The sequence below is a fragment of the Blautia sp. HCP3S3_C4 genome, assembly GCF_052064095.1.
In the GTDB taxonomy this organism is placed as follows: Bacteria; Bacillota; Clostridia; order Lachnospirales; family Lachnospiraceae; genus Blautia_A.
In genome coordinates this window covers 38,167-51,395 of record NZ_JBQHWF010000003.1, presented here as the reverse complement: position 1 = coordinate 51,395, position 13,229 = coordinate 38,167, and the positions used below count along the sequence as shown (strand labels likewise).

18 protein-coding genes are annotated in these 13,229 nt (G+C 42.2%); 1 reads left to right on the top strand and 17 read right to left on the bottom strand.

The window, feature by feature from the left end:
- Positions 1-72 precede the first annotated feature (72 nt).
- The 3 genes from ACTNC6_RS03825 to ACTNC6_RS03815 form a co-directional block, all read right to left on the bottom strand.
- Entirely contained in the window at positions 73-903 is an 831-nt protein-coding gene (locus ACTNC6_RS03825; RefSeq protein WP_195565571.1) for a P-loop NTPase, read from the bottom strand.
- Positions 904-933: 30 nt separating this feature from the next.
- Complete coding sequence (locus ACTNC6_RS03820; RefSeq protein ID WP_118593090.1) at positions 934-1,281, bottom strand: metal-sensing transcriptional repressor; 348 nt, start codon at positions 1,279-1,281, stop codon at positions 934-936.
- Between the two features lie 109 nt (positions 1,282-1,390).
- Complete coding sequence (locus tag ACTNC6_RS03815; protein ID WP_195565570.1) at positions 1,391-1,618, bottom strand: hypothetical protein; 228 nt, start codon at positions 1,616-1,618, stop codon at positions 1,391-1,393.
- Between the two features lie 173 nt (positions 1,619-1,791).
- Here ACTNC6_RS03815 and ACTNC6_RS03810 point away from each other — a divergent pair, with 173 nt between their 5' ends.
- Positions 1,792-2,364 carry a xanthine phosphoribosyltransferase gene (locus ACTNC6_RS03810; RefSeq protein WP_173743532.1) on the top strand — a complete coding sequence of 191 codons (573 nt, stop codon included), beginning with the start codon at positions 1,792-1,794 and terminating at the stop codon, positions 2,362-2,364.
- Positions 2,365-2,474: 110 nt separating this feature from the next.
- On the opposite strand, the gene ACTNC6_RS03805 is transcribed toward ACTNC6_RS03810, so the two are convergent.
- The 14 genes from ACTNC6_RS03805 to ACTNC6_RS03740 form a co-directional block, all read right to left on the bottom strand.
- The gene (locus tag ACTNC6_RS03805; RefSeq protein ID WP_441032520.1) at positions 2,475-3,917 is read right to left on the bottom strand and encodes a substrate-binding domain-containing protein; all 1,443 of its coding nucleotides are present in this window, start codon (positions 3,915-3,917) and stop codon (positions 2,475-2,477) included.
- Between the two features lie 17 nt (positions 3,918-3,934).
- The gene (locus ACTNC6_RS03800) at positions 3,935-4,540 is read right to left on the bottom strand and encodes a hypothetical protein (protein ID WP_441043261.1); all 606 of its coding nucleotides are present in this window, start codon (positions 4,538-4,540) and stop codon (positions 3,935-3,937) included.
- 1 nt (position 4,541) lies between these two features.
- Positions 4,542-5,264, bottom strand: coding sequence for a type 1 glutamine amidotransferase (locus ACTNC6_RS03795; RefSeq protein WP_303243462.1), 723 nt, complete (start codon positions 5,262-5,264; stop codon positions 4,542-4,544).
- Entirely contained in the window at positions 5,261-6,598 is a 1,338-nt protein-coding gene (locus tag ACTNC6_RS03790; protein WP_303243461.1) for a MurT ligase domain-containing protein, read from the bottom strand. The genes ACTNC6_RS03795 and ACTNC6_RS03790 overlap by 4 nt, the downstream gene beginning before the upstream one ends.
- Positions 6,588-7,502 carry a phosphatidylinositol-specific phospholipase C/glycerophosphodiester phosphodiesterase family protein gene (locus ACTNC6_RS03785; RefSeq protein WP_441043260.1) on the bottom strand — a complete coding sequence of 305 codons (915 nt, stop codon included), beginning with the start codon at positions 7,500-7,502 and terminating at the stop codon, positions 6,588-6,590. The genes ACTNC6_RS03790 and ACTNC6_RS03785 overlap by 11 nt, the downstream gene beginning before the upstream one ends.
- A gap of 260 nt (positions 7,503-7,762) precedes the next feature.
- Entirely contained in the window at positions 7,763-8,299 is a 537-nt protein-coding gene (locus tag ACTNC6_RS03780) for a bL17 family ribosomal protein (protein ID WP_441032509.1), read from the bottom strand.
- Between the two features lie 102 nt (positions 8,300-8,401).
- Positions 8,402-9,361, bottom strand: a complete 960-nt coding sequence (locus tag ACTNC6_RS03775) for a DNA-directed RNA polymerase subunit alpha (RefSeq protein WP_019162481.1) — start codon at positions 9,359-9,361, stop codon at positions 8,402-8,404.
- Between the two features lie 61 nt (positions 9,362-9,422).
- On the bottom strand, positions 9,423-10,016 hold the full coding sequence (gene rpsD / locus ACTNC6_RS03770; protein ID WP_173743538.1) for a 30S ribosomal protein S4: 594 nt from the start codon (positions 10,014-10,016) through the stop codon (positions 9,423-9,425).
- A 31-nt stretch (positions 10,017-10,047) separates the two neighbouring features.
- Complete coding sequence (rpsK, locus tag ACTNC6_RS03765) at positions 10,048-10,443, bottom strand: 30S ribosomal protein S11 (RefSeq protein WP_019162483.1); 396 nt, start codon at positions 10,441-10,443, stop codon at positions 10,048-10,050.
- A gap of 52 nt (positions 10,444-10,495) precedes the next feature.
- Positions 10,496-10,864 carry a 30S ribosomal protein S13 gene (gene rpsM, locus ACTNC6_RS03760; protein ID WP_008707282.1) on the bottom strand — a complete coding sequence of 123 codons (369 nt, stop codon included), beginning with the start codon at positions 10,862-10,864 and terminating at the stop codon, positions 10,496-10,498.
- A 315-nt stretch (positions 10,865-11,179) separates the two neighbouring features.
- Complete coding sequence (gene rpmJ, locus ACTNC6_RS03755) at positions 11,180-11,293, bottom strand: 50S ribosomal protein L36 (RefSeq protein ID WP_026077040.1); 114 nt, start codon at positions 11,291-11,293, stop codon at positions 11,180-11,182.
- Between the two features lie 227 nt (positions 11,294-11,520).
- On the bottom strand, positions 11,521-11,739 hold the full coding sequence (infA, locus tag ACTNC6_RS03750; protein WP_005428560.1) for a translation initiation factor IF-1: 219 nt from the start codon (positions 11,737-11,739) through the stop codon (positions 11,521-11,523).
- 25 nt (positions 11,740-11,764) lie between these two features.
- On the bottom strand, positions 11,765-12,520 hold the full coding sequence (gene map / locus ACTNC6_RS03745; RefSeq protein WP_173743539.1) for a type I methionyl aminopeptidase: 756 nt from the start codon (positions 12,518-12,520) through the stop codon (positions 11,765-11,767).
- 32 nt (positions 12,521-12,552) lie between these two features.
- Complete coding sequence (locus tag ACTNC6_RS03740) at positions 12,553-13,197, bottom strand: adenylate kinase (RefSeq protein ID WP_118509294.1); 645 nt, start codon at positions 13,195-13,197, stop codon at positions 12,553-12,555.
- Positions 13,198-13,229 lie beyond the last annotated feature (32 nt).

Genomic DNA, 13,229 nt, shown 5'->3' with positions numbered 1-13,229 from the left:
AGAAGTCCTCACTCAGTACTGAAACAACAATTTTCATAATCGCGTTTCCTACTGAATGAGAACTTCTTTTTCTTATTTCGGCATTACAGCCAGTGCATCAGTAATATACTGATTATCGATTGCTGCAAAGAAACCACCGTCTGCCTTAGTTGCATAATCCATATCGATCGGCATTTTTCCAAGTACAGGAACCTTCAGCTCTGCTGCGATCTCATCAATATGGCTCTCACCAAATACTTTGATCTCTTTTCCGCAGTCCGGACATTTCACATAGCTGTAATTCTCTACGATTCCAAGTACCGGTATCTTCATCATCTCAGCCATATTAAAGGCTTTCTTAACGATCATCTTAACCAGATCCTGAGGTGATGTTACGATCACGATTCCTTCAATCGGCAGAGACTGGAATGCTGTAAGCGGAACATCACCTGTTCCAGGAGGCATATCCACAAACAGATAGTCTACATCGCCCCAGATAACATCTGTCCAGAACTGTTTTACCATATTTGCAAGAACCGGACCTCTCCAGATTACAGGAGTATCCTCTGTAGGAAGCAGAAGGTTGATGGACATTACCTTGATCCCGTTTTTTGTGATCATCGGGTAGATACCTTCATCATTTGCCATTGCTGCACCCTTTAATCCATACATTTTCGGAATGGACGGTCCTGTGATATCCGCATCCAGGATACCAACCTTGTATCCCTGTGCTGCCATCATATTTGCCAGGGAGCCTGTTACGAAGGATTTACCAACGCCACCCTTTCCGCTGACAACTCCGATCACATGTTTTACATTTGACTGAGCATTCATTTCTGCCAGAAAGCTCTGCTGTTTTTTGCTGCTGGAACAACCCTCGCAGCTTGCTTTGTCGCATGAAGTGTTGTTACATTCTTTTGCCATAATTAATCTTCTCCTTTATATTTATCTATATTATTTTACAAATCTGTCAATTGCTACCTCAAGTTCTTTGATTGCATCTTTGTCACCATGTTCCACTGCATCTACAATACAATGCTCAATATGATCCTGCAGAATAATCTTGCCAGTATTATTGATGGCAGATTTCACTGCTGAAAGCTGTATCAGAACTTCCGCACAGTCTCTTCCGTCCTCTATCATGCGTTTAATAGATTCCATATGCCCGATTGCTCTGGACATACGATTCAGCACTGCCTTTGTATGTGCATGACTGTGATGATGTCCATGTTCCCCGTGAGAATGTTCAACTACCGTCCCATCCTCCAGTACATGTGTATGTGTCTTTTGTTCCTCGGCCATAACATTCTCCTTTCTTTTTCAGAATGTATCTGAGATATCAGGGACAAACTAACTTTTGATCCTGACATCTGTCTGAATTTACAGCATAATTAATATTATACCACATTTGTCAAATTTCTGTAAAGGAGCAACGCTGTTTTATTTGTGAAGTTATAATATCAAAAATAATGGTTCCGTCCTCCAGAACGGTTTTCTCATAGGAAACCTCTTTTCCTTTGAATTTATTTCTGATATATTCTTCCGGATCCTCAAGTTCCAGTTCTTCCACAAAAACATCTCTCATCTGATTACGCGGACATTTATTAAAAATTTCCCATATCAGTTCATATTCTTTCATCTCTTATGGCCTCCCCTGCGGTTCATTTTCTGGTAATATTATAATTTTTTTCTCCTTTTTTGTCAAAAATAATTGCACTGAGACAGATTATATCGTATCATAGATACAATTATCAATAGCACATCAGTTGCTTTATCATACTATAATTAATTACATAGAAGGAGAGAAATCTAATGAAACTTTTAAAAGACCGTATTCTTAAGGATGGAATCGTAAAACCGGGAAATATTTTAAAAGTAGACAGTTTCTTAAACCATCAGATGGATATCACTCTCATCAATGAAATCGGCAAGGAATTCAAGCGTCGTTTTTCTGACTGTCCCATCACCAAGATTCTTACCATCGAAGCTTCCGGTATCGGTATTGCCTGTATCGCAGCACAGTACTTTAATGTACCTGTGATTTTTGCAAAAAAAGCGCAGAGCGTAAATCTGGATGGCGAAATGTATACTACAAAGGTAGAATCCTTTACCCATAAAAAAGTATATGATGTTATTCTTTCCAAGAAATTTCTGGGACCTGAGGATCATGTGCTCCTGATCGATGATTTTCTTGCCAATGGCTGTGCACTTCTGGGCCTGATCGACATTGTAAAGAAATCCGGAGCAACTCTTGAGGGTGCAGGAATCGTTATTGAGAAAGGCTTCCAGCATGGCGGTCAGGAGATCCGTGATATGGGTATCCGCCTGGAATCTCTGGCAATCGTAGATTCCATGACTGATGACTCCCTTACCTTCCGTGAATAATCCATTTTTCTGTTTACAACACCATCAAGAATATCAGAACCCCGTCAGCAGGTTGCTTTGTAACCTGCGGCGGGGTTCTTAATATTGTCAAGAGGATATTCTCAATCCGGTTATATTGTTTTGTCTGCTGTAGCCGGAGTCCCACTTGCTGTGGGTGTCACAGTTGCCTTCGGAGTTATCGTTGCCTCCGGATCGGAAGTTACTTCCGGGGTCAATGTTGGTTCGGGGGTAGCAGTCGGTTCCGGGGTAGCAGTCGGTGTTGGATCCGGCTTGATTTCTTCCTCATCATAGGTTCCGTTATCAACCAAAATCTGATAATTATCCTTATCGATCAGCTGTGCCCCACAGGTAAAGGTTCCCACAATCTTGGTACCATTATCATACTGGGAATAATCCTTCACATCTACTTTCTCTCCTGCAAGATAGTCAAGCGCCATCTTTGCTCCACCCTGCGCCAGCTCTTTTCTATCCAAATATGTTGTCAGTGTGATCTTACCCTCTGCCACATCCTTTACAGCCTGCATCTCACTTCCATATCCTGTGATCACAGGCCATTCTTCACTGTCTGACAGGATTCCACGTTCTTCCAGAAGCTCCTGCACTCCAATTGCAAATTCATCTGACGCTGTGATAATAATATTCGGTGTTTTTTCTTCCTGGTAAAACTCATCCAATATGGATTTCATCTTCGCCTGTGCAGCGTCCTGGTCCCAACGAAGGATTCCGGTAGAATCAAAGGTCATATTTCCGGATTTGCATACCAGAGTTCCATCATCCAGATATTCCTGAAGCTTTTCCAGAACACCATTACAAAAGAAAAGTGCCCCATTGTCATCTGTAGATCCCATCAGGAACTCAATGGTATAGGATTGTTTTTCTTCCTGTGCCTTATCCAGATCCATGTTCTTAATAATCTGACCGGCAACCTCTTTTCCGATAGCTCGGGTATCATCGCAGGCATAATAATTCACTGCTGCCGTATTTCGGATCAGCGTGTCATAAGAAATCACAGGAATACTTTTCTCCTTGGCAGTCTCCAGAATATCTGTCAATGCATAAGGGTCCACCGGATCAATGATCAATGCAGATACTTCCTGATCAATGAATTCCTGAATCTGTGAAATCTGCTGAGTAGAATCTCCCTCTGCATTTTTCACTTCTGCCTCATAGCCACCCTCTGCGATCGCCTTAGACATTTCTGTCTCATCCACAGCTGCATTATCATTCTTTTCCGGAAGAAGGATTCCTATTTTCCCTGCCGGTGCTGCTGCCTGGGCATCCTCGCTGTTATCCTCTGCCTGCGGTGCTTCCGACTGATCCTCTGCGCTGTCTTTGGAATCGCTGTCTTTCTCATCACTGCTTTGGGCAGTATCTTTCTGCTCTGCCTCTGTAGTCTCTACTTTTTCTCCCTCTTCCGTTCTCTCACCGGTTCCCTCTTCTTCTACCTGCACACTCTCGCTTGCTGCCTCTTTGGCCTCATTGCTTCCGCAGGCAGAGAGGAGCATGGAAGAAACCATCACTCCCACCAGAATTCCCACTGCTCTTTTTTTCATAGCCGATCCTCCCAGTCTTATTTTTCAATTCCCTTATAGTCTCTGGCAATACTTTTCAGATAATCTCGATAAGCAATAGCCACTTTCTTTGGCTTCACAATATGTACAGTTCTTCCCATAGAAGTCAGCCAGCCATAAAATTTTTCGTCAGGCTCTGTCTGTACAACAACAAGGAAATTATCACTTCCCTTGGCTTTACAGGAAATATCTTTTCCAAAAGTATCAAAAATCTTTTCTTTTACAGAATTTCTGCAGAGAAACTTCAACTCCTTTTCCCCTTTTACAGGGATTTCAGGAGCTACAGTCTTTACCACTTCTGTCTTCACTGTTTCTGTAGCTTCTGTTTTCTTTTCCTCCTGTACAGACTTCCCTTGCTGTATCTCAGGATCTGCAGACCGCTCCAGATAGTAACCGCCCTCACGGCCTCTCTTATACTGTATCTCCATACCAAATTCCCGGAGAGTTTCCATATCATCATAAATACTTTTTCTCTCAGCACGGATTCCATGCTCTTCAAGAGTTGACAGGATTTCCTGCATAGTAATAGGCTTTCCTCCCGCACTTTCGTTCAGCATCTTTTCCAGATATAAAATCTTACTCTTTTGATTACATGATTTCGCCATATTATCCCCTTACAAATCTGTGGTATACATACTCATTTGCTTCTTTTTCCTGACTGTCATCCAGCGGTGCAAGTTCTATCTTTTTTCCATACTTCTGTTCCAGCGCATGGCTGATCAGCCAGTCTGCAAGCTGTGGATTTTTTGGCAGAAGAGGTCCGTGAAGATAGGTTCCGATCACATTTTTATATACAACGCCCTCATATCCTGATTTTCCGTCATTTCCTGCACCATATAAAACCTTTCCCAAGGGCTTATTATCTTTAATATAGGTTCTTCCTCCGTGATTCTCAAAACCTACAATAGGCATATCAAACAGATCGCTTTGCAGTACGATATTATCAATCAGACGTCCTTCTCCCTGCTCTGTGTACAGATCTACCAATTCCAGTCCCTTCATGGTTCCCTGCTCTGTTTTGTAATAATTTCCCAAAAGTTGATAACCACCACAAATTGCGATCACAACTCCATAATTCTCTACATAGGCTTTAAAATCCTTCTGAATTTCCTTAAGCTTTTCGCATACCAGCATCTGCTCACGGTCGGAACCTCCGCCCAGCAGCACAATGTCCAGCTTTGAAAAATCAATTTCATCCTCCAGTTCAAAGGGAATAGTCTCGGCCTCAATTCCACGCCACTGACATCTCTTCATCAGACACTGGATATTTCCTCTGTCCCCGTACAGATTCAGAAGATCCGGATATAAATGCCCTATTGTAATTTTCATGATTTCTCACCCTCCAGCTTCTTCAGAATATTCCTGGTACTGAACAATGCGGTGTAATTTACCAGTACATACAGATTTCCTACTCCATCTTTTACACGGTCACGGATTGCCTTCTCCACATCGCCCTCCAGAATAGAAGGAATATCCACATATTTCAGACGGAGACGCATATCCTGACAACGGATACCACTGACTGTAATTGATCGGATGCTCTCCTCACCCAGAAGATCAAAATCCACATCCCACAGCCAGGAAATATCTGTCCCGTCCTGGGCATTATCATTAATGGCAATTATGATGTCCTTAGGTGATTTGTCCTGCATCACAGCAGAAATATTCTGGTTAAATCCTGCCGGATTTTTTGCAAGATTCAGGGTAACTCCGGTTCCCATGATTCGGAATTGCTCCATTCTGCCGTTTTCAGGATTAAATTTCTGAAGCATATCCTGGAAATGATCTCCCGCAAATCCTGCTGTACGTACTGCGGCATAAGCAGCCAGAATATTATATACATTATAAAATCCCTTATAATTGGCAACTATATGCTTATCCTCCACCCGGAAACTTAACTGATCTCCCACCTTTACATCCTCAGCATCAAAGTTAAGCTCAGGTCTTGCAAAACCACATTTCGGACAGTGATAGTCACCTAACTGGCTGTAATGATAGAAACCATACTCCAGTTTCTCTCCACAGCGTTTACAGAAACGTCCCTCTCGTATCTCATTAGCTGCAGACTGTATCACAGGTTTACTGATTCCATAAGTAACATAGGGGTTTCCGGCATCCATAGCCAGGTAGGCTGACAGGGCATCATCACCATTGACAATGATCTTCATGTCCGGAATCTTCTGCATCATTTCCTCCAGGATCTTCATGGTAATATCAATCTCACCGTAACGATCCAGCTGATCCCGGAACAGATTTGTCAAAAGCATATAGTCCGGTTTGATCCGTGGGAAAATATGTCTGGTTGATGCTTCATCTGCCTCAATGCATGCATAATCTGCATCAATCTTTCCATTCCATTTCGCAGCAAGTACAAAAGCTGCCACTACTCCATTTAACATATTGGAGCCTGTATGGTTACAGATTACCTTCTGCCCTTCAGCCTCCAGAGCTGCGCAGAGCATATTATTGGTTGTGGTTTTTCCATTGGTTCCACAGGTTGCAAAAATGCCCTTGCGCACCTGAGAGGAAAGCTGTTCCAGAATATCCGGGCAGATACCCAGCGCGATCTTACCAGCCCAGGTCACCCCCTGCCTTCCCATTTTCTTGCAGATGTATCCTGCCAGTTTTGCTGCAGTCACAGCAATCATCACTCTAATTTTCATGTTTATCTATATCCTTTTTATCCAAATTCAGATCTCTGTCCTGAAGATAATCGGAACATATGCCGGCAACACCTTTCTGCATATATTCTTTTGCTTCCTTCAGATCATTTACAGTATAAATATAAAGCTTTATTCCCTTTTTGTCAAAAATATCCTGCACATCTTCACTCCAATATTTGTAATATACGGTAGCTGCAGGAATCCCTTTTTCCTTGCAAAAAGATGCAATTTCCTTCAGGTCCTTTACAGAATATTCCTGCCACAGAGAATAGATATAAGTTGGGAAATTATAAAGCAATGCAGTTCCTGCAAACATAGGCTGCGTATAAATCTCAGGTATGATCTGATCCAACACTTCCTCTGCTCCCGCAGCTTCCGCGATCTCCAGATAGTCTGCATAATCCTCCACTGTGGTCTGGTAGCTTCTCACCGAATACTGTTTGGAATCCAGCATCACAAATGCATCAGGATAGTTTTTCAGCAGTTTCAGAAAATCTGCCAGGGTCATAGGTGTATATTTTCTATAGATAGGACTGGAAAGAAACTCTGCTTCAGAAAGAACTCTTGCCTTATCTCCTTCCCACTGTCCCATAGGCTGTGTCCAACTGTGGCGGCATACCCAGACGCCATCAGAAGTCTTTGTCAGGTCTACCTCAAACAGTCTGCATCCCATCTGATAACTGGCCAGAAAACTTTCCTTTGAGTTCAGATAGGTCTTATCTCCGATTCCTCCCAGTGCATGTGCCACAGTTTTATAATTCTCCCAGGAAAAAGCCGGTGTAGTTACAGAAGCAGGAAATACCTCCTGCCCCCACAAAAAAGCTGCAATCCCCATCATTTCCAAAAAAAGAAGCAGCATTCGGCCAAATATTCCTGCTTTACTTTTCTTCTTATCTTGTTTCAATTATGTTCTCCTGATCACAGGTTCCTATGCATTTTCCCCTGCGATCTTCACTTATGTATTTTATAAAGATTTGCTAAATAGTATAAATCATTGTTCTCTACGATTTTACGCTATCCTCATCTAATAATCAAGGAGAAAATTATTCCTACAAATTTTTATGTTATAGGCACATTACAGAATAATTTCCTATAACATAAAAAAGCTGTATATACATGGCTTACGCCACATATATACAGCTCTGTTTTTGGAAATTTAAGCAATTATACTAACTCGATGAGTACTTCCATTGCTGCATCACCTTTACGTGGTCCGATCTTTACGATTCTTGTGTAACCACCGTTACGGTCAGCATATTTTGGAGCGATCTCTTCGAACATTTTAGCAACCATATCTACGTCTTTTGTGTTTTTCTTTCTTCCGGCGCCCTTTGCAGGTACTTCTTTAACCGGATAGAAAACTTTCATCATCTGACGACGAGCATGAAGTCTGGAAGGAGTATCTTTCTTGATCTCTTTCTGAACTTCATCGTATACAGTCTTCTTCTTTCCGTCAACAACTTCTTTCACTCTCTTGCCTTCAGCATCTTTACGTGCAACTTTAGCAGTTACAGTAACAGTTTCGAAGTTATCTTTTTCGCGAACAGCCATAGCTACCAGGCTCTCTGCGATTTTACGGATTTCTTTTGCTTTAGCTTCTGTGGTAACGATTTTTCCATGATATAAAAGGCTTGTTACCTGGCTTCTCAGTAATGCTTTTCTCTGATCAGAAGTTCTGCTTAATTTTCTATATTTTGCCATTTGATTTTCCTCCATCTGTGGGACAGCCGGACACGCTTGTTCGGTCTTACTGTCCGGCTGCTTAGGCATTCCCACCGTATAATCTCTTCGTTAGGGGAGTTCTTACTCTTCTGTTGGCTGAAGCTGTAATCCCAGCTCTTTCAGTTTTGCAAGAACCTCTTCTAATGACTTGCGACCCAGGTTACGAACCTTCATCATATCATCAGAAGTCTTGTTACATAATTCTTCAACTGTATTAATGCCGGCTCTCTTCAAGCAGTTATAGGAACGAACTGATAACTCAAGTTCATCAATGCTCATTTCCAGAACTTTTTCTTTTTCATTGTCTTCTTTCTCGATCATAACCTCAGCGGTCTTTGCATTCTCGGAAAGATCAATGAAAAGGCTTAAGTGCTCGCTTAATACTTTTGCTGCAAGGCTTACTGCCTCATCCGGATCCAGTGTACCATTTGTATACACATCCAGTGTCAGCTTATCATAATCAGTTACCTGACCAACACGGGTATTCTCTACACTCATATTTACTCTGTCAACCGGTGTATAAATGGAATCCACTGCAAGTACACCGATCGGCATATCATCAGATTTACCCTTTTCAGCACTGATATATCCACGACCCTTTGTAATAGTAAGCTCCATAGCCAGTCTGCAGTCTTTACCACCATTTAAGGTAGCGATCACCTGATCCGGATTCATGATCTCGATATCCTGGTCAGCCTGAATTTCTGCTGCAGTTACCACACCGGAACCTTCACACTCAATGTATGCTGTTTTCGGCTCATTATCTGTACTGTGGTTCTTGATTGCAAGGCTCTTCAGATTCATGATGATTTCGCTTACGTCCTCTTTTACGCCCGGAATAGAGCTGAATTCGTGAAGCACACCATCAATTTTGACCTGGCTTACTGCTGCACCCGGCAGGGAAGACAGCATAATTCTTCTTAAAGAATTTCCCAATGTAAGTCCATATCCTCTTTCCAGAGGCTCAACTACAAATCTGCCAAATCTCTTATCTTCGGATAATTCAGTAATCTCGATTTTTGGTTTATTAAAATCAAACACTATAGGGTTCCCTCCTTCTGGGTTAATGAAAGTTTGAGGGTATTAATTATAATCCTATGGATTATTTGGAGTACAACTCGACGATAAGCATCTCGTTAACCGGAACATCGATAGCAGCTCTGTTTGGAAGCTCTTTTACAGTTCCTTTCAGGTTTTCCTGATCTACATCGATCCATTCTGGAACAAGACGTCCACCTGTTACTTCGAGAACAGCTTTGTATCTCTCAGAACCTTTGGATTTTTCTCTGATTTCGATCTGATCACCAGCTTTTACAAGGTAGGAAGGAATGTTTACACATTTTCCGTTTACAAGTACATGCTTGTGGTCAACGATCTGACGAGCTTCTCTTCTTGTTCTTGCAAATCCCATACGGAATACTACATTGTCAAGTCTGCTCTCCAGCATGATCATCAGGTTTTCACCAGTCTGTCCAGGCATTCTATCCGCTTTGTCATAGTAGTTGTGGAAAGGTTTTTCCAGAACTCCGTAGATGAATTTTGCTTTCTGTTTTTCTCTTAACTGTAAACCATACTCAGACATTTTACGATTTGCACGTTTTAACTGTCTTGTGGATTTTTTGTCAATTCCTAAATAAATCGGATCCAGGCCAAGGGATCTGCATCTTTTCAGAACAGGCACTCTATTTACTGCCATTTCTCAAATACCTCCTAATATTCTAAATCAATCAGACTCTTCTGCGTTTTGGTGGGCGGCAACCATTGTGTGGTACCGGAGTTACGTCACGGATGCTTGTTACTTCCAGTCCGCATGCCTGAAGGGCACGGATTGCTGCTTCACGTCCAGAACCTGGTCCTTTTACCATAACGTCTACAGTTTTTAAACCATGAATAAGAGCAGCCTTTGTTGCAGTCTCAGCTGCCATCTGTGCTGCATAAGGAGTAGATTTCCTTGAACCTCTAAATCCAAGACCACCGGCACTTGCCCATGAAAGAGCATTTCCTTCATTATCAGTCAGGGTAACAATTGTATTGTTGAAAGAAGACTGAATATGTGCCTGTCCGTGTTCAACGTTTTTCTTGACACGACGTTTTGTTGTCGCTTTTTTTGTCACTTTAGCCATTTTAAAACTAACCTACACTTTCCTGATTATCAAATATATTTGTTACAAAGAATTATTTCTTCTTGTTAGCTACTGTTCTCTTAGGACCTTTACGTGTTCTAGCGTTGGTCTTAGTCTTCTGACCACGAACCGGAAGTCCTTTACGATGACGGATACCTCTGTAGCATCCGATTTCCTGCAGTCTCTTAATGTTGAGGGCGATTTCACGACGAAGGTCACCTTCTACTGTCATTGTTTCATCAATTACTGCGCTCAGTCTCTTTACTTCGTCATCAGTCAGATCTCTGACACGTGTGTCAGGATTAACCTCAGCCTTTGCAAGAATTTTGTCAGCGCTTGGTCTACCAATACCATAAATATAGGTAAGACCGATTTCAATACGTTTTTCTCTTGGTAAGTCTACACCAGCTATACGAGCCATGTACTGTTTCCTCCATTTTCTTACTTGAAAGCTTCCATAGTGCCTGTACACCACTTACTGATCCATTTGATCCGCAAGGTGAAATGGGGTGCATCTGTCACCTGCTTTCATTATTTCTTAGTTCCTAATTGGGGTGCCTCGGTAAAACACCCAGCTGCAATTGGCGAATAGCAGCCTTTCCGAATGTTGCGGCCAACGGGCCAACGTTGCCTCTCGGTATTAGGCAATACATGCTAAAACTATTTAAACAGTCTGAACAACCCTTCCGGGTGTCTCACACTGCAGCCGCACGTTTCACAAACCTGAATCAGTGAATCAACCCTGACGCTGTTTGTGTTTTGGATTCTCACAGATAATTCTGATGGATCCTTTTCTCTTGATGATCTTGCATTTCTCGCAGATCGGCTTTACAGATGATCTTACTTTCACTGGAAATCCTCCTTCCGTAAATTCATTAAAATCTGCAGTTTTGAACACGCAAAAAGACATACTATCTGCGCGTTCGGGTTATATAGTATCACAACAAAAAATAAAATGCAAGCACTTTTTTGAATAAAATCGCATTTTTCTACGCATTTCCTTTACAGCGCAAAAAAAGAGAACCAGATTTCTCCGGCCCTCTTTCTCATCACTGCACCAAATGCAGTCAATATTTCTTATTTATCTCTCCAGATAATTCTGCCCTTGGACAGATCATACGGAGACAGTTCAATTGTAACTTTATCTCCGGGAAGAATACGGATGAAATTCATACGTAACTTTCCACTGATATGTGCAAGCACCACATGTTTGTTCTCCAGTTCCACTTTAAACATCGCATTAGGCAGCTTTTCCAGAACAGTGCCTTCCACTTCAATTACATCTGCTTTTGACATTTTAAACCTCCTGTATGTCGTCCAATTATTTCGTAAGAGTCAGAATCTCCGGATCTCCGTCTGTAATAAGAATCGTATTCTCATAGTGAGCAGAAAGAGAACCATCCATAGTTACAACTGTCCACTCATCATCCAGCCATGCCACATCTGCTCGTCCCAGATTGATCATAGGCTCTACAGCAAGTGTCATACCCGGCATCAGACGAACTCCTCTTCTCTTCTGTGGAAAATTAGGGATCTGCGGATCCTCATGAAGGTGAGTGCCGATTCCATGTCCAACCAGGTCACGGACAATTCCGTAATGATATTTGGCAGCGTGAGCACCGATCGCTTTGGAAATATCATTCAGATGATTTCCTGCACGTGCGGCCTTAAGTCCTTCAAAGAAACACTCTCTGGTCACATCCATCAGCTTACGTGCCTCCGGTGAAACCTCACCGACAGCATAAGTCCTCGCTGCATCAGAATGATACCCCTTATAAATAAGACCGGCATCAATCTTTACAAGGTCTCCCTCCTGAATGATTTTCTCTTCAGACGGGATTCCATGAACTACCTCATCATTCAGACTGATACAGAATGATCCGGGAAATCCTCCGTAGTTCAGAAAATTCGGGATACAGCCCATATCACGTATCATCTGTTCTCCGATACGGTCAATCTCCTTGGTGCTCACTCCCGGTTTAATGTACGGGATCAGTCCATCATGCACTTTCTCAAGCAGATGTCCTGCCTCTCTCATAAGTTCAATTTCATGTTCTGTCTTGATAGAAACCGACATTTTACCTCCAGATGGTGTTTGAAAACACCCGATTACTCTCCCAGGATGGCAACAATATCTGCAAATACCTCTTCCAGATCCTTTGTGCCATCTACTGATTTTAAAATTCCCTCTTTAGTATAATAATCGATCAGCGGCTGTGTCTGCTCATGGTATACATTAAGACGTTTCTGAACTGTTTCAGGCTGGTCATCATCGCGAAGCACCAGTTTCTCTCCACAGGTATCACAAACGCCCTCAACCTTCGGTGCTGCATGTACTACATGATAAGTAGCACCACATTTCAGGCAGGCACGTCTTCCGGACATACGATTTACAATATTGGAATCCGGAACATCCACATCGATTGCATAGTCAACTTTACTTCCCAGTTTGTTCAGAGCTTCTGTTAAACACTCTGCCTGAGGAATTGTTCTTGGAAAACCATCCAGTACATAGCCATTTGCTGCATCCGGCTGTTTTATTCTATCCACAACCAGATCACAGGTCAGTTCATCAGGTACAAGAAGTCCCTGATCCATATAAGTTTTTGCTTTTTTACCCAGTTCTGTTCCATTTTTGATGTTTGCGCGGAAAATATCTCCGGTAGAAATGTGCGGAATCTGATATTTCGCAGCAATTTTCTTCGCCTGAGTTCCTTTTCCTGCTCCCGGTGCACCTAACATAATGATTTTCATAAGATAATACCCTCCGTTTTCTTTTTTAGCAA

Bases quoted from the DNA above. Each gene is read 5' to 3' on its own strand.
- ACTNC6_RS03740 (WP_118509294.1), bottom strand. From the start codon at position 13,197: ATGAAAATCATTATGTTAGGTGCACCGGGAGCAGGAAAAGGAACTCAG.
- infA (WP_005428560.1), bottom strand. From the start codon at position 11,739: ATGTCAAAAGCAGATGTAATTGAAGTGGAAGGCACTGTTCTGGAAAAG.
- ACTNC6_RS03800 (WP_441043261.1), bottom strand. From the start codon at position 4,540: ATGGCGAAATCATGTAATCAAAAGAGTAAGATTTTATATCTGGAAAAG.
- ACTNC6_RS03810 (WP_173743532.1), top strand. From the start codon at position 1,792: ATGAAACTTTTAAAAGACCGTATTCTTAAGGATGGAATCGTAAAACCG.
- ACTNC6_RS03820 (WP_118593090.1), bottom strand. From the start codon at position 1,281: ATGGCCGAGGAACAAAAGACACATACACATGTACTGGAGGATGGGACG.
- ACTNC6_RS03780 (WP_441032509.1), bottom strand. From the start codon at position 8,299: ATGGCAAAATATAGAAAATTAAGCAGAACTTCTGATCAGAGAAAAGCA.
- map (WP_173743539.1), bottom strand. From the start codon at position 12,520: ATGTCGGTTTCTATCAAGACAGAACATGAAATTGAACTTATGAGAGAG.
- ACTNC6_RS03815 (WP_195565570.1), bottom strand. From the start codon at position 1,618: ATGAAAGAATATGAACTGATATGGGAAATTTTTAATAAATGTCCGCGT.
- rpsM (WP_008707282.1), bottom strand. From the start codon at position 10,864: ATGGCTCGTATAGCTGGTGTAGACTTACCAAGAGAAAAACGTATTGAA.
- ACTNC6_RS03795 (WP_303243462.1), bottom strand. From the start codon at position 5,264: ATGAAAATTACAATAGGGCATTTATATCCGGATCTTCTGAATCTGTAC.
- rpsK (WP_019162483.1), bottom strand. From the start codon at position 10,443: ATGGCTAAAGTGACAAAAAAAGCGACAACAAAACGTCGTGTCAAGAAA.
- ACTNC6_RS03805 (WP_441032520.1), bottom strand. From the start codon at position 3,917: ATGAAAAAAAGAGCAGTGGGAATTCTGGTGGGAGTGATGGTTTCTTCC.
- ACTNC6_RS03825 (WP_195565571.1), bottom strand. From the start codon at position 903: ATGGCAAAAGAATGTAACAACACTTCATGCGACAAAGCAAGCTGCGAG.
- rpsD (WP_173743538.1), bottom strand. From the start codon at position 10,016: ATGGCAGTAAATAGAGTGCCTGTTCTGAAAAGATGCAGATCCCTTGGC.
- ACTNC6_RS03790 (WP_303243461.1), bottom strand. From the start codon at position 6,598: ATGAAAATTAGAGTGATGATTGCTGTGACTGCAGCAAAACTGGCAGGA.